The sequence below is a fragment of the Janthinobacterium darwini genome, assembly GCF_051380905.1.
Lineage (GTDB): Bacteria > Pseudomonadota > Gammaproteobacteria > Burkholderiales > Burkholderiaceae_D > Janthinobacterium.
This window is the reverse complement of record NZ_JBNYXX010000001.1, coordinates 2,198,755-2,219,058: the sequence shown is the minus strand read 5'-3', so window position 1 is coordinate 2,219,058 and position 20,304 is coordinate 2,198,755. Positions and strand designations below refer to the sequence as shown.

The following is a 20,304-nucleotide window of genomic DNA, read 5'->3' as shown; positions in this document are numbered from 1 at the left end:
CGTGACATAGCAAGTGAACCCTTCATTCACTTTCAGGAAAACAGTCCGCATGCCCAGCACAACACCTATTTACGCCTCTTCCGCTTCCAGCACATGCCGCCGCAGCGTGGCGGCGCTGGCCGTCAGCCACGCCCTGTGGCTGCTCGCCGCCAGCGGCGCCTCGGCTGCCGCACCTATTGCCCAGGCAGCCAATGCGGCGCGCATCGAACTGGCGATACCCGCCGGCACCCTGGAACAGGTGCTGGTGCGCTTCGGCCAGGAGACGGGCACCATGATCTCTTACCAGGCCGCCACCGTGGCGGGCAAGCGCAGTGCCGGACTGACGGGCAGCTACAGCGTGCCCGAGGCGCTGGGCGCCATCGTCGCCGGTTCCGGCTTGCGCGCCGTGCCGCAGGCAAATGGCGGTTATGTGCTCGACGTGGCTGCGGCCGATGGCGGCCAGACCATGCCCGAGATGAAGGTCAGCGCGAGCGCCGAGGCGAATGGCGCGACGGAAGGCAGCGGCTCGTATACGACGCAGACCATGCGCTCGGCCACGCGCCTGGGCCTGTCCGTGCGCGAGACGCCGCAAGCCGTCAGCGTGGTCACGCGCCAGCAGATGGACGACCAAAATTTACAGACGGTGGAGGAGGTGCTGCAAAACGCGGCCGGCGTGGCCATCAACCGCTACGACAGCGACCGTACCTCATTCTTTGCGCGCGGCTTTTCCATCGCCAGCTACCAGTACGACGGCATTCCCACCACGGTCGACAATGCCTACAACGTGGGTGACAGCACTCTGGACATGACGGCCTACGACAGGGTCGAGATCGTGCGCGGCGCCACGGGCCTGCTCACTGGCGCTGGCGAGCCGTCGGCCACCATCAACCTGGTGCGCAAGCGCGCGTCTTCGAGGCAGCTGGCCGGGAATGCCGCCCTGAGCCTGGGTTCCTGGAACAATGCGCGCGCCAGCGCCGACCTGTCCACGCCCTTGAGCAGCGATGGCAAGGTGCGTGGGCGCGTCGTGGCCAGCTACCAGGACAGCGAATCGTATGTGAACCTGTATCACGGCAAGAAAGCCATGGCCTACGCCACCGTGGAAGCGGACCTGGCGCCCGGCAGCGTGCTGATCGCCGGCTATGAATACCAGGATAACCGCCCGCGCGGCGGCATGTATGGCGGCTTGCCGCTGTGGTATGCGGATGGCGAGCACGCCACGTTTTCCCGCTCCACCACGACGGCAGCCACCTGGAGCCGCTGGTTCAGCACCAGCCAGACGGCTTTCCTGCGCCTGGAGCAGGACCTGGGCAAGGGCTGGAACCTGACGGCCATGCTGAATCACGGCTGGGGCAATTATTCGGCCGCCGAGACCTTCGCCTATACCTGGCCAGACAAGGCCACGGGGCAGGGCGTGACGGGCAGCCCCGGGTTTTACTCGGGCACGCGGCGCCAGGATAGCGTCGACGCCTATGTGCAAGGGCCGCTGCAGCTGCTGGGCCGCACGCACGACCTGGCGTTCGGCGTCTCGGGCAGCAACCAGTTCGCCAGCAATCCTGGCATTTCGGGCGGCAGCGTCGATTACGCCAATTTCCATCAGTGGCAGGGCGTGGCGCCGGAGCCGGACTGGAATGACCCGAATTTTTACCGCTGGAAGCTGCTCGATACGGTGCAGCAGCGTGGCATCTATGGCACGGCGCGCTTGTCGCTGGCCGACCCATTGAAATTGATCGTCGGCGCGCGCTACAGCCGCTACAAGGCTGACCACGTCGATGACTGGGGCGGCAACTACTCCTATGCCAAGCACGCCGTCACGCCCTACGCGGGCCTCGTGTGGGATATTGATGCACAGCATGCGCTGTACACCAGCTACAGCAAGATCTTCAAGCCGCAGGGCTACCAGGACCGCTTCGGGCGCTACCTTGATCCCGTACAAGGCAAGAATTTGGAAGCGGGCGTGAAGGGCGAGTATTTCGGCGGCAAACTCAATGCGGTGCTGGCCGTGTTCCGCATCGCGCAAGATGGCCTGGCGCAGGAAGACACGGGCCATTTTGTCGGCAATTCGCTGACGCAGGCGTATTACGCGGCATCGGGCACCACCAGCAAGGGCGTGGAACTGGACGTCTCGGGCGAGCTGGCACAGGGTTGGAACGTATCGGCCAGCCTGTCGCACGCGGCGGCCGAGGACAACAAGGGAGCGCGCCTGAACAGCTATGTGCCGCAAACCCTGGCGCGCGTGTTTTCCACATACCAGCTGCCTGGCGGCTGGCGCGCATTGTCCGTGGGCGGCGGCGTGAACTGGCAAAGCGGCGCCTACCGCGACGCCACCGGACCGAAGGGCACGCAGCGCGTGGAGCAGGGCGGTTATTCCGTGGCCAGCCTGATGGCGAAATACGCGCTGTCGCGCCAGTTGTCCCTGCAGGCGAATATCAACAACCTGTTCGACAAGCATTACTACAGCCAGCTTGGCATGTACAACCAGGGTTACTGGGGCGCCCCGCGCAACGCCAGCGTCACCCTGCGCTATATCTTCTGATGTATCAGAGTGGCCATGCCTGTTTGGTGACGGCCACGGCGACGAGGTAGGCAAATACCAGCACGGCGAGTGCGAAGGCGGCGCCGCGCACGGCTGGCGTCTTGCCACGTTTCAGGGCGATGGTGCCCAGCACGATGTAGGCCACCAGCGCGCACAGCTTGGCGGCCAGCCAGGGCTGGCTGCCCGGCGACTGGCCGCTCCACACGGCCAGGGCGATGGCGCTGGCCAGCAAGGCCGTGTCGACCAGGTGCGGCAGTACCTTCACCCAGCGCTGCTGCAAGGCGGGCGAGGCGCGCAACATCCAGGCGCCACGCAAGAGGAAAAGAAAGCCGCTGGCAGCGGCGCAACCCATGTGGAAATGCTTGAGGCTCAGATAATCCATGCGTGATGTGATGGGCGTTGATTGACGATGGCGCCAGCATAGCCGCCTTTGACGTGCCGCGCCATACGCCGTCGGGAGGACGCGCAGTCAGCAGCACCATTTCATGTACACCAACTCCGGGTCACCCTCATCGAGATGGTCGATCTGGCCGCTGCGCACGAAGCCCGCGCGGGCGAACAGCTGTTGCGCTGCCAGGTTGGACGCGTTGGTCGAGGTGAACAGTTTGGGCGTCGTGCAGGCGTCTGCGGCGGCCGCCAGCAGGCGCAAGCCCACGCCTCGCCGCTGCTGCCCGGGAGCAACCACCACCAGCGACACAAAACCGTAGGCGAAGAAGTCGTCGTGCGTGAGGACATAGCCGGCCACCTGGCCGGCGCAAATGGCCACCTGGCAGTGGCCCTTGCCTACGGCGGCGCCCACGGCATCGCCCCGGCTGGCGTGCGCCTGCGCGTACGCATCGCAGGCCAGCATGGCTTCAACATCGCCAGCCTGGGCCGCGCGCGTGCGGACGGTGTCTGTTTCGTTCCTGTTCTCCATGCCGCTCCTTTTCTCCAGGCGCCGAGTGTGCCAAAAATACGTCCGTTTGTAAAACGCCCGCCATCCAGGCTAGGTCCGCGTGCCTGCATCTAGTCACTTTTGCCGATGCGGCTATCCAGATTGCCTTCCCAAAATCACCCTGTGGCCGATAGTGCCTTTCGTCACTGCCACGTAAGCTGGTCGGGACGGCTGGCCAGACGGCCAGTGCATTCATGGAGAAACATCGTGGCTACCCTAGATGGCACTAAGAACAACAGTAGTAACAAGGCAGTCGAACCGGGCATGCGGCGCAAGCAGGCGTCCGTGCTGATCAGCAGTACCTTCGCGTTTACCATCTGCTTTGCGGTATGGATGATGTTTGCCGTGCTGGGCATCCCCATCAAGACCAGCCTGGGCTTGACGGAAACGCAATTCGGCCTTCTGGCCGCCATGCCCGTGCTGACGGGCTCCCTCGTGCGCGTGCCGCTGGGTATCTGGACGGACAAATACGGCGGACGCCGCGTTTTCTTCCTGCTGATGCTGGCCAGCGTGGTGCCGATTTACCTGATTTCCTACGCCACCGCCTACTGGCACTTCCTCTTGCTGGGCATGTTCGTGGGTCTGGCGGGCGGCTCGTTCTCCGTCGGTACGCCGTATGTGGCGCGCTGGTATGAAAAGGAGCGCCGCGGCCTGGCAATGGGCATTTTCGGCGCCGGGAACTCCGGTTCGGCGCTGACCAAGTTCGTCGCGCCGGGCATCGTCGCCGCCTTTGGCTGGCAAATGCTGCCGAAGGTGTATGCGGTGGCCATGCTGGCCACGGCCATCATCTTCTGGCTGTTTTCGTACACGGACAAATCGCACCTGGCACCATCGGGCGAAAGCTTTTCGGCGCAGATGAAGGTGCTGAAGGACCCGCGCGTGTGGCGCTACTGCCAGTACTACTCGGTGGTGTTCGGCGGCTATGTGGCGCTGGCGCTGTGGATGACGAAGTACTACGTGGCCGAATACGGTTTCGACCTGAAGCATGCGGCGCTGCTGGCCGCCTGCTTCTCGCTGCCTGGCGGCGTGCTGCGCGCGCTGGGCGGCTGGATCTCCGACAAATACGGTGCGGCAAAGGTGACGTGGGCCGTGATGTGGGTGTGCTGGGTGTGCTTCTTCCTGCTGTCGTATCCGCAAACGCAGATGGTGGTGGAAACTGTCACGGGGCCGCTGGCTATCCACATCGGCCTGTCGCCGCTGTGGTTCACCGCGCTGCTGTTCATCGTCGGCATCGCCATGGCCGTGGGCAAGGCGTCCGTCTTCAAGTTCATCGGTGATGACTTTTCCGACAATATCGGTGCCGTGTCGGGCGTGGTGGGCCTGGCCGGAGGTCTCGGTGGCTTCATCTTGCCCGTGATGTTCGGCGCCCTGGTGGACTTCACCGGCGTGCGCTCGAGCGCCTTCATGCTCCTGTACGGCACCGTCTGCGTTTCCCTCGTCTGGATGTATTTCTCGTTCAAGCCGCTCCGTGCGGCGACTAACCCTCAACCTGCAGGAGTAACGTTATGAGTAAGCTCGTGAGCCGCTACATGATCAATACGTGGGAGCCGGAAACCCCGAGCTTCTGGCAAAACACGGGCAAGGCCACGGCCGCGCGCAACCTGTGGATTTCGATTCCCGCGCTGCTGCTGGCGTTCGCCGTGTGGATGGTGTGGAGCGTGGTGGTCGTCAACCTGCCCAACATCGGTTTCACCTACAGCAACAACCAGCTGTTCTGGCTGACGGCCTTGCCTGGCCTGTCCGGCGCCACCCTGCGCATCTTTTATTCGTTCATGGTGCCCATCTTTGGCGGCCGCCGCTGGACAGCCATTTCCACGGGCTCGCTCCTGATTCCCGCCATCGGCATCGGCCTGGCCGTGCAGGATGTAAACACGGGCTATCCGACCATGCTGATCCTGGCGCTGCTGTGCGGCTTCGGCGGCGGCAATTTCGCCTCGTCGATGGCCAACATCAGCTTTTTCTATCCGAAGGCGAGCAAGGGCTTCGCGCTGGGCATGAATGCTGGCCTGGGCAACCTGGGCGTGTCGGTGGTGCAGTTCGTCGTGCCGCTGGTGATCACCTTCGCCGTCTTCGGCGCCTGGGGCGGCGATTCGCTGACCTGGGTCAAGAATGGCGTGAGCAAGGACATGTGGCTGCAAAACGCGGGCTTCATCTGGGTGCCGTTCATCGCCTTGAGTACCTTGCTGGCCTGGTTCGGCATGAATGACCTGGCTTCGGCCAAGGCTTCGTTTTCCGAACAGGCCGTGATCTTCAAGCGCAAGCACAACTGGCTCATGTGCTGGCTGTACACGGGCACCTTCGGCTCCTTCATCGGTTATTCGGCCGCGTTTCCGCTGCTGATCAAGATCCAGTTTCCCGACGTGAACCCGCTCGATTACGCCTTCCTGGGCCCCCTGGTGGGTGCGCTGGCGCGCGTGGCCGGCGGTGTGATTTCCGATAAATTAGGCGGCGCCCGCGTCACCCTGTGGTCTTTCCTGCTGATGATAGGCGCCGTGCTGGGCGTGCTGTACTTCATGCCGCAAGCTGGCGTGGGTGGTAGTTTTAGTGGCTTCTTCTGGATGTTCATGCTGCTGTTCGCCGGCACGGGCATCGGCAATGCGTCGACCTTCCGCATGATTCCCGTGATCTTTTTGACGGAGCATCAGCGCGCGGCCGCCGGCAAGGGCAAGGCGGCGCAGGAGCAAGCCATCGTCGACGCCAACAAGGAGGGGGCGGCAGTCCTGGGCTTCACGTCGGCCGTGGCGGCCTACGGTGCCTTCTTCATTCCGAAAAGCTATGGCACCTCGATTTCGCTGACGGGCAGCCCCGATGCGGCCCTGTGGTGCTTCATCGGCTTTTATGTCAGCTGCATCGCGATCACCTGGTGGTGCTATGCCCGCAAGAACGCGCCGATGCCTTGCTAGTTAGAACGTCTGGCAAGTCGTTCTTGCCAGACGTTGAGGAAATGAAAGTATGTCATGGAAGAACTGGAAAAATTCGTCAACGGCTTCAGCCTGTTTCAGCAGCAGTACTTCAGCGAGCCGCAGACCTTGTACGACAGCTTGCGCGATGGGCAGCGGCCCACGACCTTGCTGATCGGTTGCTGCGATTCGCGCGTCGACCCCATGCTGCTGACGGGCAGCGACCCGGGTGACATGTTCGTCGTGCGCAATATCGCCAACCTGGTGCCGCCGTGTACGCCCGACGCGCCGCCCGGCGTCAGCTCGGCCATCGAGTTCGCCGTCTGCAAGCTCGAAGTGGCCAGGGTGATCGTGCTCGGACATGCGCGCTGCGGCGGCATCCGCGCGCTGCTGGAACCGCAGCCGCGCGCGGAAGGACAGGAAACGGACTTCGTGGGCCAGTGGATGCGCATTGCCGAACCGGTGGCGCAGCGCGTGCGGCGCGAGCTGGCGCACCGCTCATCGGAAGAGCAGCACCATGCGTGCGAACTGGCCAGCATCCTGCAGTCGCTGGACAATCTGCTGACCTACCCTTGGCTGAAGCGCCGGGTGGAGCAGGGGGTGTTGAAACTGCATGGCTGGTATTTCGACATCGACAGCGGCGCCCTGATGGCGTATTCGGCGCGCCAGCAGCAGTTTTTGCCCCTGGTATGCCCGATAGAGCGCGCGCGGCATTTACACGAGCGCCCTTGGCCGGATTCAGCTAAAACGTAACAAATCCCCGCTGCGGTCAAACGCCAGCAGGCTGTCGATGCGGCCTTGCTCGATGGCTGTCACCATGCCGCGCAGGGGCGCTTCGCATTCCTGCGCTGCCGGCGGTTGGCCATCCTGGCCCGCCAGTCCCGCCACGAAGACCACGTCCCAGTGCGTCTGCATCTGTTTCGACTCCTCCTTCAATGTATCGAAGCTGTCCAGCTCCTCGGGCAGCTTGTCTGCGCACATCACAGGCGTGAGGGACTTGCCCTGGCCGCCAGGCTGGGCCTGCGCCTGGGTAAAGGTGAACAGCAGGCGTTGCGGCTGCTCCTGGTTGCGGGCGCTGCGCAGCAGGCTGGCGTAATCGGTGATGGACATGGTTTTCTCCTGGTTGAACGATGGCGACAGGTATACCGCAGCAGGTCTGCGGTGCCCATAGGCAATAGTGACTACCCGCCTATGCATTCCTGGTGCGGGAAACCGACTTCTTGCCAATACCGCCGGGCAGGGCGCATCGATAGACTGTTTGTATCGACGCTTGAGCCATCCTGCTTGCAGCGTTTTTTAAGACCTGGCGCCGCTGTCCGCGGCGTAATGTGGAGGTAGCATGAGTCACTTTCTGGACCGCCTGAAATTTTTTAGCAAGCCCGCCGAGCCGTTTTCCAACGGCCATGGCACCGTGGTCGATGAAGACCGTACCTGGGAAAACGCCTATCGCCAGCGCTGGCAGCACGACAAGATCGTGCGTTCCACGCATGGCGTGAACTGTACCGGCTCGTGCAGCTGGAAGGTGTATGTCAAGAATGGCCTGATCACCTGGGAAACCCAGCAAACCGATTACCCGCGCACGCGGCCCGACCTGCCCAATCACGAGCCGCGCGGCTGCCCGCGCGGCGCCAGCTATTCCTGGTACGTGTATTCGGCGCAGCGCGTGAAGTATCCGATGGTGCGCGGCCGCCTGATGGAAATGTGGCGCGAGGCGCGCAAGACCATGGACCCCGTGACGGCCTGGGACTGGATCAGCCAGGATCCCGTGCGCTCGCAGCAGTACAAATCCATCCGCGGCCTGGGCGGCTTCGTGCGCGCCACGTGGGAAGAATCGAATGAAATCATCGCCGCCGCGAATGCGCTGACGATCAAAAAATATGGCCCGGACCGCATCGTCGGCTTCTCGCCGATTCCCGCCATGTCCATGGTCAGCTATGCCTCCGGCACGCGCTACCTGTCGCTGATCGGCGGCGTGGCCCTGAGCTTCTACGACTGGTACTGCGACTTGCCGCCCGCCAGCCCGCAAGTGTGGGGCGAACAGACGGACGTGCCGGAATCGGCCGACTGGTACAACTCGACCTATTTGATGGTGTGGGGCTCGAACGTGCCGATGACGCGCACGCCGGACGCCCACTTCTACACGGAAGTGCGCTACAAGGGCACGAAAACCGTGGCCATCTCTCCCGATTACGGCGAAATGGTGAAGTTCGGCGATATCTGGCTGGCGCCTAAACAAGGCACGGACGCCGCGCTGGCGCTGGCCATGGGGCACGTCATCCTCAAGGAATTCCACTCGGAAGGGCAGAGCGCCTACTTCCGCGAGTATGCGCGCCAGTACACGGACTTCCCCATGCTGGTGCTGCTCAAGGAGCATAACGGCACCCTGGTGCCCGACTACTTCCTGCGCGCTTCGCACCTGGACAACAACCTCGACGAAACCAATAACCCGGAATGGAAAACCCTGGTCATCGACGAAACCACGGGGGCGATCACGGCGCCGGCCGGCTCCATCGGCTTCCGCTGGGGTGAGTCGGGCAAGTGGAACCTGGAACAGAAGGCGGGCGGCAGCGGCGTGCCCATCGTGCCGATGCTCTCCATGATCAACGACAGCGACGCCGTCACGGAAGTGGGTTTCGCCTACTTCGGCGGCAAGGATGCGGCTGACATGCTGCTGCGCAAAGTGCCGGTGAAGACCATCCGCCTGGCCGATGGCACGACGGGCCTGGTCACCACCGTGTTCGACCTGACCCTCGCCAACTACGGCATCGACCGTGGCCTCGGTGGCGGAAACGTGGCGGAAAGCTATGACGACGACGTGCCATACACCCCCGCGTGGCAGGAAAAGCACACAGGCGTGAAGCGCGCCGACGTCATCACCGTGGCGCGCCAGTTCGCGCAAAACGCGGACCAGACGCGCGGCAAGAGCATGGTCATCGTAGGCGCCGGCCTGAATCACTGGTACCACATGGACATGACATATCGCGGCATCATCAACATGCTGATGATGTGCGGCTGTATCGGCCAGTCCGGCGGCGGCTGGGCCCACTACGTGGGCCAGGAAAAACTGCGTCCGCAAACGGGCTGGACGCCTTTGGCCTTCGCCCAGGACTGGGTGCGTCCGATGCGCCAGATGAACGGCACCTCGTTCTTCTATGCCCACACCAGCCAGTGGCGCCATGAAAAGCTGGAAACGGGCGACATCGCCTCGCCATCGGCGGCCGGCGGCACGGGCGACCTGACCCTGCTCGACTATAACGCCAAGGCTGAACGCATGGGCTGGTTGCCATCGGCGCCGCAGCTGCAAACCAATCCGCTGGAAGTGGCCAGGGCCGCCAAGGCGGCAGGGCAGGCACCGGCCGCATATGCGCTCGATCAGATCAAGGCGGGCCAGCTGCAGTTCTCGTGCGACGATCCGGACAATCCAGCCAACTTCCCGCGCAATATGTTTGTCTGGCGCTCGAATATCCTGGGCAGCTCGGGCAAGGGCCACGAGTACTTCCTCAAGTATTTGCTGGGCACGCAGAATGGCTTGCTCAGCGACGAAGACGACTGCATCACGCCAAAGCAGGTGAAAGTGCGTCCCGCCGCCGAAGGCAAGCTCGATCTGCTGGTGGTGCTGGACTTCCGCATGTCGACCACGTGCCTGTATGGCGACGTGGTGCTGCCGACGGCCACCTGGTATGAAAAGGATGACTTGAATACGTCGGACATGCACCCCTTCATCCACCCGCTGTCGGAAGCCGTGCAGCCCCTGTGGCAATCGAAGTCGGACTGGGAAATCTACAAGGGTATCGCCGAGAAATTCTCGGAAATCGGTGGCGAACTTCTGGGCACCCAGCAAGACATCATCCTCACGCCGCTGATGCACGATACGCCAGGTGAGCTGGGCCAGCCTTTCGATCCCAAGGACTGGCGCGCCGGTGAATGCGAGGCCATCCCGGGCAAGACCATGCCGAACATGACGGTGGTCGAGCGCAATTACCGCGACGTGTACAAGAAGTTCACCTCGATCGGACCACTGCTGGAGAGCATCGGCAACGGCGGCAAGGGCATTTCCTGGAAAACGGGCCATGAAGTCGAGGTACTGCGCGGCATCAACCGCACGGTGCTCGATGAAGGCGTGTCGAAGGGCCAGCCGCGCCTCGACACGGCCATCGATGCGGCCGAGATGATCCTGACGCTGGCGCCGGAAACGAATGGCCACGTGGCCGTCAAGGCCTGGGCCGCGCTGTCCGCCATCACGGGACGCGAGCACACGCATCTGGCCAAGCCGCGCGAGCATGACAGCATCCGCTTCCGCGATGTACAGGCGCAGCCGCGCAAGATCATTTCCTCGCCCACCTGGTCAGGACTGGAAAGCGAAGAAGTCAGCTACACGGCCGGCTATACCAACGTGCATGAAATGATCCCATGGCGCACCCTGACGGGCCGCCAGCAGTTTTACCAGGATCACCTGTGGATGCGCGATTTTGGCGAAGGGCTGTGCGTGTACAAGCCGGCCATCAACACGAAGACGACGGAAGCGCTGTTGGGTACCAAGCCGAACGGCAACAAGGAACTGGCGCTGAACTTTCTGACGCCGCACCAGAAATGGGGCATCCACTCCACGTATTCGGACAACCTGCGCATGCTGACCTTGTCACGCGGCGGGCCGCACGTATGGCTGTCGGAAATCGATGCGAAAACGGCCGGTATCGTCGACAACGACTGGATCGAAGTCTTCAACGTGAATGGCAGCCTGACGGCGCGTGCCATCGTCAGCCAGCGCATCCCGGCCGGCATGACGATGATGTACCACGCCCAGGAAAAGATCATCAACGTGCCCGGCGCGGAGATGACGGGCAAGCGGGGCGGCATCCATAACTCGGTGACGCGCGCCGTGCCCAAGCCGACGCACATGATCGGCGGCTACGCCCAGCTGGCCTACGGCTTCAATTACTACGGCACGGTGGGCTCCAACCGCGATGAATTCGTATTGGTGCGCAAGATGAACAAGGTTGACTGGCTCGAAGGCCCGTTGCAGGAAGAAGGAGCATAGTATGAAAATCAGAGCGCAAATCGGCATGGTGCTGAACCTGGACAAGTGCATCGGCTGCCACACCTGTTCCGTCACCTGCAAGAACGTATGGACCAGCCGCGACGGCGTCGAGTACGCATGGTTCAACAACGTTGAAACCAAGCCCGGCATCGGCTATCCGAAGCAGTGGGAAAACCAGGACAAGTGGAATGGCGGCTGGCGCCGCACGGACGCGGGCAAGATCGAGCCGCGGCAGGGCAGCCGTCTGAAGATCCTGGCGAATATCTTCGCCAACCCGAACCTGCCGGCCATCGACGAGTACTACGAGCCGTTCACCTACGACTACGAGCACCTGCAAAGCGCACCGCTGTCGCAGACGCCGCCGACGGCCCGTCCGATCTCCGTGCTGACGGGGAAAAAGATGGAAAAAATCGAGTGGGGTCCGAATTGGGAAGATGACCTGGGTGGTGAATTTGCCCAGCGCAGCAAGGACAAGCTGTTCGACAATATGCAGAAGGAGATGTACGGCACCTTCGAAAACACCTTCATGATGTATCTGCCGCGCCTGTGCGAGCATTGTCTCAACCCGACCTGCGTGGCGTCCTGCCCGTCCGGCTCCGTGTACAAGCGCGAAGACGACGGCATCGTGCTGATCGACCAGGACAAGTGCCGCGGCTGGCGCATGTGCATCTCCGGTTGTCCGTACAAGAAGATTTACTACAATTGGTCGTCAGGCAAGGCGGAGAAGTGCACCTTCTGCTTCCCCCGCATCGAGGCAGGCCAGCCTACCGTGTGCTCGGAAACGTGCGTGGGCCGCATCCGCTACCTGGGCGTGCTGCTGTACGACGCCGACAAGATCGAAGCTGCCGCCTCCGTGCCGCAGGAGCAGGACTTGTACCAGGCGCAGCTGGACCTGTTCCTCGATCCGCACGACCCGGCCATCATTGCCGAGGCGCGCCGCCAGGGCATTCCCGACCTGTGGCTGGAAGCGGCCGTCAAGTCGCCCGTCTACAAGATGGCCGTCGAGTGGAAAGTGGCGTTCCCGCTGCATCCCGAGTACCGTACCTTGCCGATGGTGTGGTACGTGCCGCCCCTTTCGCCGATCCAGGCGGCTGCCGAATCGGGCAAGCTGGGCGTGAATGGCGTGCTGCCGGACACGCAAAGCCTGCGCATTCCCGTGCAATACCTGGCCAATTTGCTGACGGCGGGCGACCAGCCGCCGATCATCTCGGCGCTGGACCGCATGCTGGCCATGCGCGCCTATATGCGCAGCAAAACCGTCGAGAAGGTGGAGAACCTCACGGTCCTCAAGCAAGTGGGCCTGACCAAGGCGCAGGTGGAAGACATGTACCACATCATGGCCATCGCCAATTACGAAGACCGCTTCGTCATTCCCAGCAGCCACAAGGAAATGGCGGAAGACAGCTTCAACGAGAAGGGTTCGTGCGGCTTCAGCTTCGGCAATGGCTGCTCGGACGGCAGCAGCGAACCGACCTTGTTCGGCAAGAAAAAACATGGTTCGGCCATCTTCATGCAGATGCCGAAGTCGCGCAAAACGGCGCCAGGCGCTTAAGGAATCGATATGACACACGCTATGAATCACTATCAAATCCTCTCGCGCCTGCTGCTGTATCCCGAGCCCGAGCTGATCGCGCACCTGCCGCAGCTGGACGCGGCGCTGGCCGCCATGCCGGAACAGCACGCCTTGCTGCGGCCCTTGCTGTCGCACCTGGAAAGCAGCAGCCTGATCGACCTGCAGCAGCAGTACGTGGCCACGTTTGACCGCAATCCATCGCACTCGCTGCACCTGTTCGAGCATATCCACGGCGAATCGCGCGACCGGGGCCAGGCCATGGTTGACCTGATGGAGGAATACAAGCGCCATGGCTTGCAGATGACGGGGGACGATCTGCCCGACTTCGTGCCCTTGTTCCTGGAATTCCTGGCGCAGCTCGACGCGGCGGCATCGGCGCCGCTGCTGGGCGACGCCGTCCACGTACTGGCGCATATCGGCCGCAAGCTGACGGCCAACGGCAGTCCATATGCGCCCGTCTTCACGGTGCTCGAACGACTGAGCCCCGTGGCAGCCGAAATGCTGGCCGAACCGCCCATCCGCGACATGGATGAAGCGCTGGAAACCTTCGGTCCTGGTGCGGATGGCGTCGAGCCATTGCTGCGCCCAGGTCAGGGCCAGGTCGCAGGCGGCGTCCATCCCGTGCATTTTCACCCGCAGCCGCGGCGCGCAGCTTGAAGCGCGCCCGCATGAGGAGAGTACATCATGAATAATTATCTGCATCAATTTGTGTATGGCATCTATCCATACATCGCGCTGGCCATCTTTTTCCTTGGCAGCCTGATCCGTTTCGACCGCGAGCAATACACGTGGAAGTCCGACTCCAGCCAGCTGCTGCACCGTGGCAGCTTGCGCCTGGGCAATATCCTGTTCCACATCGGCATCATCGGCCTGCTGTTCGGCCATGCGGCCGGCTTGCTTACCCCCGTCTGGGTGTGGGATACCCTGGGCATCACGCACAGCCTGAAGCAGGGCGTGGCCATGGCGGCAGGCGGCATCATGGGCGGACTGTGCCTTGCCGGCCTGCTGATCCTGCTGGTGCGCCGCTTTTCCAATGACCGGCTGCGCGCCGTCACCACGGCCGGCGACAAGCTGGTGATGGTGTGGATTTTGCTGACCTTGCTGCTGGGCTTGTCGTCGATCTTTGTCTCGGCTTCGCACATGGATGGCCACATGATGGTCTTGCTGATGAATTGGGCGCAGCACATCGTCACCTTCCGCGGCGACGCGGCCAGCTTCATCTTTGACGCGCCGCTGGTCTTCAAGCTGCATCTGTTCATGGGCATGTCACTGTTCGTCATCTTCCCGTTCACCCGTCTGGTGCACGTGTGGAGCGGCTTTGGCGCAGTTGCCTATTTGGGCCGCGCCTATCAACTGGTGCGCCGCCGCTAAGAAAGGAGTCAGTCATGGGAATCTCCGTCAATGGCATCGATATCGACGATGCCGACATCGCGCAGGAACTGTCGCATCACGACCGTGCCGGCAATCCGCTGAAACAGGCTGTGCATGAACTGGTGCTGCGCCGGATGCTGCAAGACGAGGCCGAGCGCCTCGATGTGCCGGGCGACAGTATCGACGACCGCATCGAGGCGCTGTTTGAGCGGGAAGTGCGCGTACCACCCGCCGACGATGCGGCTTGCCGCACCTTTTATGCGCAGCGTCCGCAGCTGTTCCGCAGCGGCGCGCTGGTCGAGGCGCGCCACATCCTGTTCCAGGTGACGCCGGAAGCGCCACTGGAGCTGCTGCGCGCGACGGCACAAGCCGTGCTCGATGCCCTGAAACAGGCACCGGAACGCTTCGCCGAACTGGCAGCGCAGTATTCGAACTGCCCGTCAGGCGCGCTGGGGGGCAACCTGGGCCAGCTCTCACCGGGGCAGAGCGTGCCGGAATTCGACGCGCTGCTGTTCCGCCTGGAGGCGGGTGCGCTGGCCGGGCACTTGCTGGAAACGCGCTTCGGCTACCACATCGTGCAGGTGCAGCGCCGGGTCGAAGGCCAGGCTATCGCCTACGAGGCGGTGCAGGCACAGATCGCCGACCGCCTGTCGCGCGCCGCGTGGCAGCGCGCCGTGCACCAGTATCTGCACATGCTGGTGGCGCGCGCCGAGATCTCGGGCATTGAACTGGAAGGTGCAAGCGTCGAAGGCACCGCCAGCCCGCTGGTTCAGTAGGCTGAAATGCCTAGGCCGGAAGGCGTAGGCCGCTAGGCCTTATGGGGCACAGTCAGATCGTGCCCCAGCCTTTACAATCAAGGAAGAAACAGGAGTAGCGTCATGGGTAGCGTCAAGTTGCAGGACCGTTTTGGCCGTTCGATCGATTATGTGCGGCTGTCCGTTACCGACCGCTGCGATTTGCGCTGCAGTTATTGCATGCCCAAGGGCTTTCGCGGCTTCGAAGAGCCGAAGGACTGGCTGACGTTCGACGAGATCGAGCGCTTGCTGGGTATTTTTGTTCGCCTCGGCACGCGCCGCGTGCGCCTGACGGGCGGCGAGCCGCTGTTGCGGCGCGACCTGCCCGAACTGGCGCAGAAGCTGTCCGCGCTGCCCGGTTTGCAGGATTTGTCGCTGTCGACGAACGCTACCCAATTGGGCAAGCATGCCGTGGCACTACGCGCGGCGGGCGTGGACCGCATCAATGTCAGCCTGGACTCTTTGGACCGCGCCTGCATGCAGCAGATCACGGGACGTGACAGCCTGCAGCCTATTTTGGACGGCCTAATGGCGGGCAAGGCGGCCGGTTTCGACCCGATCAAGATCAATATGGTGGCCATGCGCGGCATCAATGACGGCCAGATCGAGGCCATGGCGGCCTTCTGCATCGAGCAGCAGTTCATCCTGCGCCTGATCGAAGCCATGCCCATGGGCAGTACGGGCCGCAATGCCAGCTACATGCCGCTGGGCCCCGTGCGCGAGCGCCTGGCGTCCCGCTTTGGCCTGGTGCCGCAGGCGATGGAACTCGGTGGCGGGCCGGCGCGCTACATGGCGACCCCCGATGGACGCTCGAGCATCGGCTACATCACGCCCATGTCGCAGCATTTCTGCGCCAGCTGCAACCGCGTGCGCCTGTCCGTCGATGGTACCCTGTATCTGTGCCTGGGCCAGGAAGAGAAATTCGCCTTTGGCCCCATGCTGCGCGGCGGGGCCAGCGATACGGAGATCGAAGCGGCAATCCGCGCCGCCATCGAACTGAAGCCGCAGCAGCATGATTTCAATACGCAGCCGGACAAGATCGTGCGCTTCATGGCGCAGACGGGCGGCTGAGTGGAGGTGTCACTGCTGGGGTCAGACCCGCCGGGTCTGACCCCGGATCTTGGCCTGTGGGTGGAGTGATGTCGCTGACTTGACTGCATAAGGGCCACAAACAGGCATTTATTAGGGGTAGTATGAAAATCAAGGCGATGTTTTCCTCCTGGCAGAAGCTGTCGACCAAGATCGTCGGCGCGCTGCTGCTCATGCTGGTGCTGGCCTTGAGTGCCATTGGCTGTACCCTGTTCCTGTCGTGGCAGCTCGAAGGCAGCTCGGCCGCCATCAACGAGACGGGCCGATTGCGCATGCAGACTTACCGCCTGACCCTGCTGCTTGCCAGCGACGCCGATGAGCAGGCACGCCAGCAAGTGCTGCTGATCGACGAGACCCTGGCCAAGATTGGCCACGGCGACCCGCAGCGCCCCTTGTTCCTCCCCCCCAGCACGGCCATCAAGTCGGAATTCGAGCGCATCAGCGCCGCCTGGCGCGGCGCCTTGCGCCCGGCCGCCCTGGCTGCCGCTTCCGCCGCGCGCGCGCGCCAGTTCGAGCACGACGCCGATACCTTTGTCGGCCAGGTCGACCAGCTGGTGCGCCTGATCGAGCATGATAGCGAACAGCGCACCTTCTGGCTGCGCGCCTCGCAGCTGATCCTGGTGGGCATGGCCGTCATCGGCACGGTCAGCATGATTTACCTGATGTTCATGCTCATCATCGAGCCTGTGACGCGGCTGCGCCTGGGCATGCAACGCATGAAGGAACGCGATTTCAGCGTGCGCCTGGCCGTCGAAAGCAATGACGAATTCGGCCAGCTGGCCAGTGGCTTCAACCAGATGGCCGACCGCCTGCAGGCCCTCTACGGCAACCTGGAAGAGGGCGTGCGCAGCAAGACAGCTACCCTCGAGTACCGCAACCGCGAATTGGCCCTGCTGTATGAAAGCTCAGCTTTCCTGCAGCGCCCGCAGCCCCTGGAAGATCTTTGCGGGGGCTTCATGCAGCGCATCGTCGATTATTTCGAGGCGGACGGCTCCACCGTGCGCGTGCTCGATGCGGAGCGTGGCAACCTGCACATGGTGGTGCACCACGGCCTGTCCGAGGAACTGGTGGCGTCCGAGCATTGCCTGAAAGTGGGCGACTGCCTGTGCGGCACGGCCGTCGAGATGAAGGTGGCGAAGGTGCATGACATGCGCCGTATCGACAAGGCACACGAGCTGCGCTGCCACCGCGAGGGCTTTGCCACCGTCTCCGTCTTTCAACTCCACGCGCACGAACAGCACCTGGGCTTCTTCAACCTGCATTTCCGCCATGCGCGCGTGTTTTCCGCGCGCGAGCTGGCTTTGCTGGAAACCCTGGGCCAGCTGCTGGGTATCGCCCTGGAAAACATGCGCCTGGCCGCGCGCGAGCGCGAGATGGCCATTTCCGAAGAGCGCAACCTGGTAGCGCAGGGCCTGCACGACAGCATCGCGCAAAGCCTCAATTTCCTCAACCTGCAAGTGCAGATGCTCGACGATTCCGTGCGCAATGCGCGCTTCGATGAAGTGGCGGGCATCGTGCCGGCCCTGCATGCGGGCGTGAAGGAAAGCTATGAAGACGTGCGCGAACTGCTGGCCAACTTCCGCAGCCGCCTGATGGAGGATGATCTGATCGGCTCCCTGCGCGCGGCAATCGACAAATTCCGCCGCCAGACGGGCATCGAGGCCGAGCTGCTGGCCGATGTCGACGGCGCGCCATTCCCCCGGGAACAGCAATTGCAGTTACTATTCATCGTGCAGGAAGCGCTGTCGAACATCCGCAAGCACGCCCAGGCCAGCCATGTCGAGGTGCGCCTCGCCGATCATCAGGACTTTACGCTGACGATCAGCGACAATGGCGTCGGCTTCGATGCTTGCGCCTTGCTGGAAAAGGGCGACAGCCATGTCGGCATCCATATCATGCGCGAGCGCGCACAGCGCATCGAAGCGACGTTCGACGTGCACGCCTGTCCCGGTGGCGGTACGACCGTGGAACTGCATCTGTCGCGCGAGCAGCGCCGCGCCGCCTAAGCCACTATCTGAAAGCACAAAAAAATGGAGATTCCCGATAAACCGATCACCGTCATGCTGGTGGACGACCACGCGCTGTTCCGCAGCGGCATACGCTCGTTGCTGCAGCGGCATACCGAATTTTCCGTGGTGGGCGAGGCGGCCGATGGCGTGGAAGGCATCAAGCGCGCCATCCAGCTGCAGCCCGACGTAGTCCTGCTGGACCTGAACATGGCCGGCATGTCGGGCGTCGAAGCGCTGCAGCTGATGCAGCATGACTGTCCCGACACGGCCATCGTCATGCTGACCGTGTCCGAAGATGCCGAGGACCTGGCGACAGCCCTGCGCGCGGGCGCCTGCGGTTATCTGATCAAGAATATCGACGCCGACTACCTGGTGCGCGCCATCCGCCGCGCGGCCGCCGGCGAAGTCGTCATCGCCGAAGCCATGACGGGCAAACTGGTGGCGCAGCTCCAGGCGGGCACGCGGCGCGAGGAACCTGTGTCGGAACTCGACAAGCTCACGCCGCGCGAAAAGGAAATCATCGACTGCCTGTCACGCGGCGAGAGCAACAAGGGCATCGCGCGCACCCTCGACCTGGCCGAAAGCACGGTCAAGATCCACGTGCAGAACGTGCTGAAAAAACTCAATCTCACCAGCAGGGTGCAGGCCGCCGTGTATGCGGTCGAGCACCGCCAGGGCAAGTAGCCCGGTAAATGGGGTCTGAACCGCCGGGTCGGACCCCATGCCCACTTCCATCTATTTCGCTAGTTCTTTTTGCCGATAGCCGTCTTTGTGCTTTTAAAGTAGTATATTGAATATATCTTTAAAAACGAGTCCATCATGGCCATCACCCCGATCAGCGAACCTACCCCATCCTCCACGACAGCCGGCGCCGCGCCCTGGCATGCCCGCCATGCCGTCTGGCAGCTGGGTTTTAGACCGTTCTATCTGCTGGCGGCCGTGTTCGCGGCCCTCAGTATTCCGCTGTGGCTGGCCAGCTATGCCGGCTTGTTGACGGGCAGCCTGCAAGTGGGCCTGGGCTGGCACATGCATGAAATGGTGTTCGGCTTCGCGCTGGCCGTCGTCGTGGGCTTTTTGTACACGGCGGGACGCAACTGGACGGGCTTGCCCACGCCGCATGGCGCCCAGCTGATGGCGCTGCTTGGCCTGTGGTTGGCGGGGCGCATCGCCATGCTGTGCGGGCCCGGGCTGGCGGCGGCGCTGGTCGATTGGCTGTTCCTGCCGCTGGCCGCCTGGCCCCTGTATCAGGTACTGCGCCGCTCGGGCAATACGCGCAATCTGTTTCTGGTGGGGCTGCTGGCCTTGCTGGCGTTGGCCAATGGCCTGTTCCACGCGGCCGTGCTGGGCTGGCTGACGCTATCCGTATTCCTACCCGTGCAGGCGGCCATCTTCCTCATCGTGCTGATCGAATCGGTGATCGGCGCGCGCGTCATTCCCATGTTTACCCGCAATGGAGCGCCTGGCAGTACGCCCGTGGCCAGCCCGAAGCGTGCGCTGGCAGCCGTGGCCTGCATGGCGGCGGCGGCCATCGCGTGGCTGGCCGGCGCGCCAGCCTGGCTGACGGCGCCGCTGGCCCTGGCGGCAAGCGGCGTGTCGCTGGCCAATCTGCTGGCCTGGCAGCCGCATCGCACCGTGCGCGTGCCCTTGCTGTGGATTTTGCACCTGTCGTATGCGTGGATAGGCGTGGGCTTTGCGCTGCTGGCGCTGGCCAGCCTGGGGCTGCTGCCGGCCAGCGCCGTATTTCACGCGCTGACGGTGGGCTCGATGGCGGGATTGATCATCGGCATGATGACGCGCACCACGCTGGGCCACACGGGCCGCCCTTTGACGGGCGGCCGTGCAGAAGCGGCGATGTACTGGCTGATCCAACTGGGCGCGCTGGCACGCCTGCTGGCCGCCGTCGGTCCAGCAGCACTGGCCATGCCACTGCTGCTGGCTGCCGGCACGTGCTGGTCGCTGGCCTTTGGCGCGTATGTGTGCGTGTATGCGCCCTATCTGTGGCGTGCCAGGGTGGACGGGCGAGAAGGGTAGGCGGCTGTCAGAAAGGGCGCCAGGCCATCAGTTTCCTGATTTCCGGCGCCCAG

General features: G+C 63.2%; 16 protein-coding genes. 13 read left to right on the top strand and 3 right to left on the bottom strand.

All coding sequences use genetic code 11. The features are described 5' to 3' along the window. The first annotated feature begins 49 nt into the window (after positions 1 to 49). The gene (locus ACQ4WZ_RS10255; RefSeq protein WP_436573317.1) at positions 50 to 2,512 is read left to right on the top strand and encodes a TonB-dependent siderophore receptor; all 2,463 of its coding nucleotides are present in this window, start codon (positions 50 to 52) and stop codon (positions 2,510 to 2,512) included. A 4-nt stretch (positions 2,513 to 2,516) separates the two neighbouring features. Here ACQ4WZ_RS10255 and ACQ4WZ_RS10250 read toward each other — a convergent pair whose 3' ends face one another. Both ACQ4WZ_RS10250 and ACQ4WZ_RS10245 read right to left on the bottom strand, forming a co-directional pair. Further along, positions 2,517 to 2,894 carry a SirB2 family protein gene (locus ACQ4WZ_RS10250; protein WP_436573316.1) on the bottom strand — a complete coding sequence of 126 codons (378 nt, stop codon included), beginning with the start codon at positions 2,892 to 2,894 and terminating at the stop codon, positions 2,517 to 2,519. Between the two features lie 87 nt (positions 2,895 to 2,981). After that, a complete protein-coding gene (locus tag ACQ4WZ_RS10245) occupies positions 2,982 to 3,428 on the bottom strand; it encodes a GNAT family N-acetyltransferase (protein WP_436573315.1) in 447 nt (148 codons plus the stop codon). 282 nt (positions 3,429 to 3,710) lie between these two features. On the opposite strand from ACQ4WZ_RS10245, the gene ACQ4WZ_RS10240 reads away from it, so the two are divergent. From ACQ4WZ_RS10240 to ACQ4WZ_RS10230, 3 genes are read left to right on the top strand one after another with little or no spacing between them, the layout of a single operon-like run. Beyond that, on the top strand, positions 3,711 to 4,955 hold the full coding sequence (locus ACQ4WZ_RS10240) for an MFS transporter (protein WP_101481095.1): 1,245 nt from the start codon (positions 3,711 to 3,713) through the stop codon (positions 4,953 to 4,955). Positions 4,956 to 4,963: 8 nt separating this feature from the next. Next, positions 4,964 to 6,349: a NarK family nitrate/nitrite MFS transporter gene (locus tag ACQ4WZ_RS10235; RefSeq protein WP_101484514.1), complete on the top strand. Its 1,386-nt coding sequence runs from the start codon at positions 4,964 to 4,966 to the stop codon at positions 6,347 to 6,349. A 54-nt stretch (positions 6,350 to 6,403) separates the two neighbouring features. Next, entirely contained in the window at positions 6,404 to 7,099 is a 696-nt protein-coding gene (locus ACQ4WZ_RS10230) for a carbonic anhydrase (protein ID WP_100872822.1), read from the top strand. Here ACQ4WZ_RS10230 and ACQ4WZ_RS10225 read toward each other — a convergent pair. Beyond that, entirely contained in the window at positions 7,085 to 7,456 is a 372-nt protein-coding gene (locus ACQ4WZ_RS10225; protein ID WP_436573314.1) for a ribonucleotide reductase subunit alpha, read from the bottom strand. The genes ACQ4WZ_RS10230 and ACQ4WZ_RS10225 overlap by 15 nt on opposite strands. Before the next feature lie 229 nt (positions 7,457 to 7,685). Here ACQ4WZ_RS10225 and ACQ4WZ_RS10220 point away from each other — a divergent pair, with 229 nt between their 5' ends. From ACQ4WZ_RS10220 to ACQ4WZ_RS10180, 9 genes are all read left to right on the top strand, one after another. Continuing rightward, on the top strand, positions 7,686 to 11,384 hold the full coding sequence (locus tag ACQ4WZ_RS10220; protein WP_436573313.1) for a nitrate reductase subunit alpha: 3,699 nt from the start codon (positions 7,686 to 7,688) through the stop codon (positions 11,382 to 11,384). Position 11,385: 1 nt separating this feature from the next. Then, positions 11,386 to 12,936: a nitrate reductase subunit beta gene (narH, locus tag ACQ4WZ_RS10215; protein WP_101481098.1), complete on the top strand. Its 1,551-nt coding sequence runs from the start codon at positions 11,386 to 11,388 to the stop codon at positions 12,934 to 12,936. Positions 12,937 to 12,957: 21 nt separating this feature from the next. After that, complete coding sequence (narJ, locus tag ACQ4WZ_RS10210; protein WP_436573876.1) at positions 12,958 to 13,614, top strand: nitrate reductase molybdenum cofactor assembly chaperone; 657 nt, start codon at positions 12,958 to 12,960, stop codon at positions 13,612 to 13,614. A gap of 27 nt (positions 13,615 to 13,641) precedes the next feature. Then, positions 13,642 to 14,328, top strand: a complete 687-nt coding sequence (narI, locus tag ACQ4WZ_RS10205; RefSeq protein WP_101481100.1) for a respiratory nitrate reductase subunit gamma — start codon at positions 13,642 to 13,644, stop codon at positions 14,326 to 14,328. Positions 14,329 to 14,342: 14 nt separating this feature from the next. Then, positions 14,343 to 15,104, top strand: a complete 762-nt coding sequence (locus ACQ4WZ_RS10200; protein ID WP_436573312.1) for a peptidylprolyl isomerase — start codon at positions 14,343 to 14,345, stop codon at positions 15,102 to 15,104. 102 nt (positions 15,105 to 15,206) lie between these two features. After that, positions 15,207 to 16,193: a GTP 3',8-cyclase MoaA gene (gene moaA, locus ACQ4WZ_RS10195; protein ID WP_436573311.1), complete on the top strand. Its 987-nt coding sequence runs from the start codon at positions 15,207 to 15,209 to the stop codon at positions 16,191 to 16,193. 122 nt (positions 16,194 to 16,315) lie between these two features. After that, a complete protein-coding gene (locus ACQ4WZ_RS10190; protein WP_101481103.1) occupies positions 16,316 to 18,217 on the top strand; it encodes a type IV pili methyl-accepting chemotaxis transducer N-terminal domain-containing protein in 1,902 nt (633 codons plus the stop codon). 24 nt (positions 18,218 to 18,241) lie between these two features. Further along, a complete protein-coding gene (locus ACQ4WZ_RS10185) occupies positions 18,242 to 18,904 on the top strand; it encodes a response regulator (protein WP_180338441.1) in 663 nt (220 codons plus the stop codon). 135 nt (positions 18,905 to 19,039) lie between these two features. Further along, on the top strand, positions 19,040 to 20,251 hold the full coding sequence (locus ACQ4WZ_RS10180; protein WP_436573310.1) for an NnrS family protein: 1,212 nt from the start codon (positions 19,040 to 19,042) through the stop codon (positions 20,249 to 20,251). Positions 20,252 to 20,304: the final 53 nt, after the last annotated feature.

What these genes read in the sequence shown, in the direction of transcription:
- ACQ4WZ_RS10185 (WP_180338441.1), top strand. Translation starts at nt 18,242, where the DNA reads ATGGAGATTCCCGATAAACCGATCACCGTCATGCTGGTGGACGACCAC.
- ACQ4WZ_RS10250 (WP_436573316.1), bottom strand. Translation starts at nt 2,894, where the DNA reads ATGGATTATCTGAGCCTCAAGCATTTCCACATGGGTTGCGCCGCTGCC.
- moaA (WP_436573311.1), top strand. Translation starts at nt 15,207, where the DNA reads ATGGGTAGCGTCAAGTTGCAGGACCGTTTTGGCCGTTCGATCGATTAT.
- ACQ4WZ_RS10255 (WP_436573317.1), top strand. Translation starts at nt 50, where the DNA reads ATGCCCAGCACAACACCTATTTACGCCTCTTCCGCTTCCAGCACATGC.
- ACQ4WZ_RS10230 (WP_100872822.1), top strand. Translation starts at nt 6,404, where the DNA reads ATGGAAGAACTGGAAAAATTCGTCAACGGCTTCAGCCTGTTTCAGCAG.
- ACQ4WZ_RS10225 (WP_436573314.1), bottom strand. Translation starts at nt 7,456, where the DNA reads ATGTCCATCACCGATTACGCCAGCCTGCTGCGCAGCGCCCGCAACCAG.
- ACQ4WZ_RS10200 (WP_436573312.1), top strand. Translation starts at nt 14,343, where the DNA reads ATGGGAATCTCCGTCAATGGCATCGATATCGACGATGCCGACATCGCG.
- ACQ4WZ_RS10190 (WP_101481103.1), top strand. Translation starts at nt 16,316, where the DNA reads ATGAAAATCAAGGCGATGTTTTCCTCCTGGCAGAAGCTGTCGACCAAG.
- ACQ4WZ_RS10220 (WP_436573313.1), top strand. Translation starts at nt 7,686, where the DNA reads ATGAGTCACTTTCTGGACCGCCTGAAATTTTTTAGCAAGCCCGCCGAG.
- narI (WP_101481100.1), top strand. Translation starts at nt 13,642, where the DNA reads ATGAATAATTATCTGCATCAATTTGTGTATGGCATCTATCCATACATC.
- ACQ4WZ_RS10180 (WP_436573310.1), top strand. Translation starts at nt 19,040, where the DNA reads ATGGCCATCACCCCGATCAGCGAACCTACCCCATCCTCCACGACAGCC.
- narJ (WP_436573876.1), top strand. Translation starts at nt 12,958, where the DNA reads ATGAATCACTATCAAATCCTCTCGCGCCTGCTGCTGTATCCCGAGCCC.
- ACQ4WZ_RS10240 (WP_101481095.1), top strand. Translation starts at nt 3,711, where the DNA reads ATGCGGCGCAAGCAGGCGTCCGTGCTGATCAGCAGTACCTTCGCGTTT.
- ACQ4WZ_RS10245 (WP_436573315.1), bottom strand. Translation starts at nt 3,428, where the DNA reads ATGGAGAACAGGAACGAAACAGACACCGTCCGCACGCGCGCGGCCCAG.
- narH (WP_101481098.1), top strand. Translation starts at nt 11,386, where the DNA reads ATGAAAATCAGAGCGCAAATCGGCATGGTGCTGAACCTGGACAAGTGC.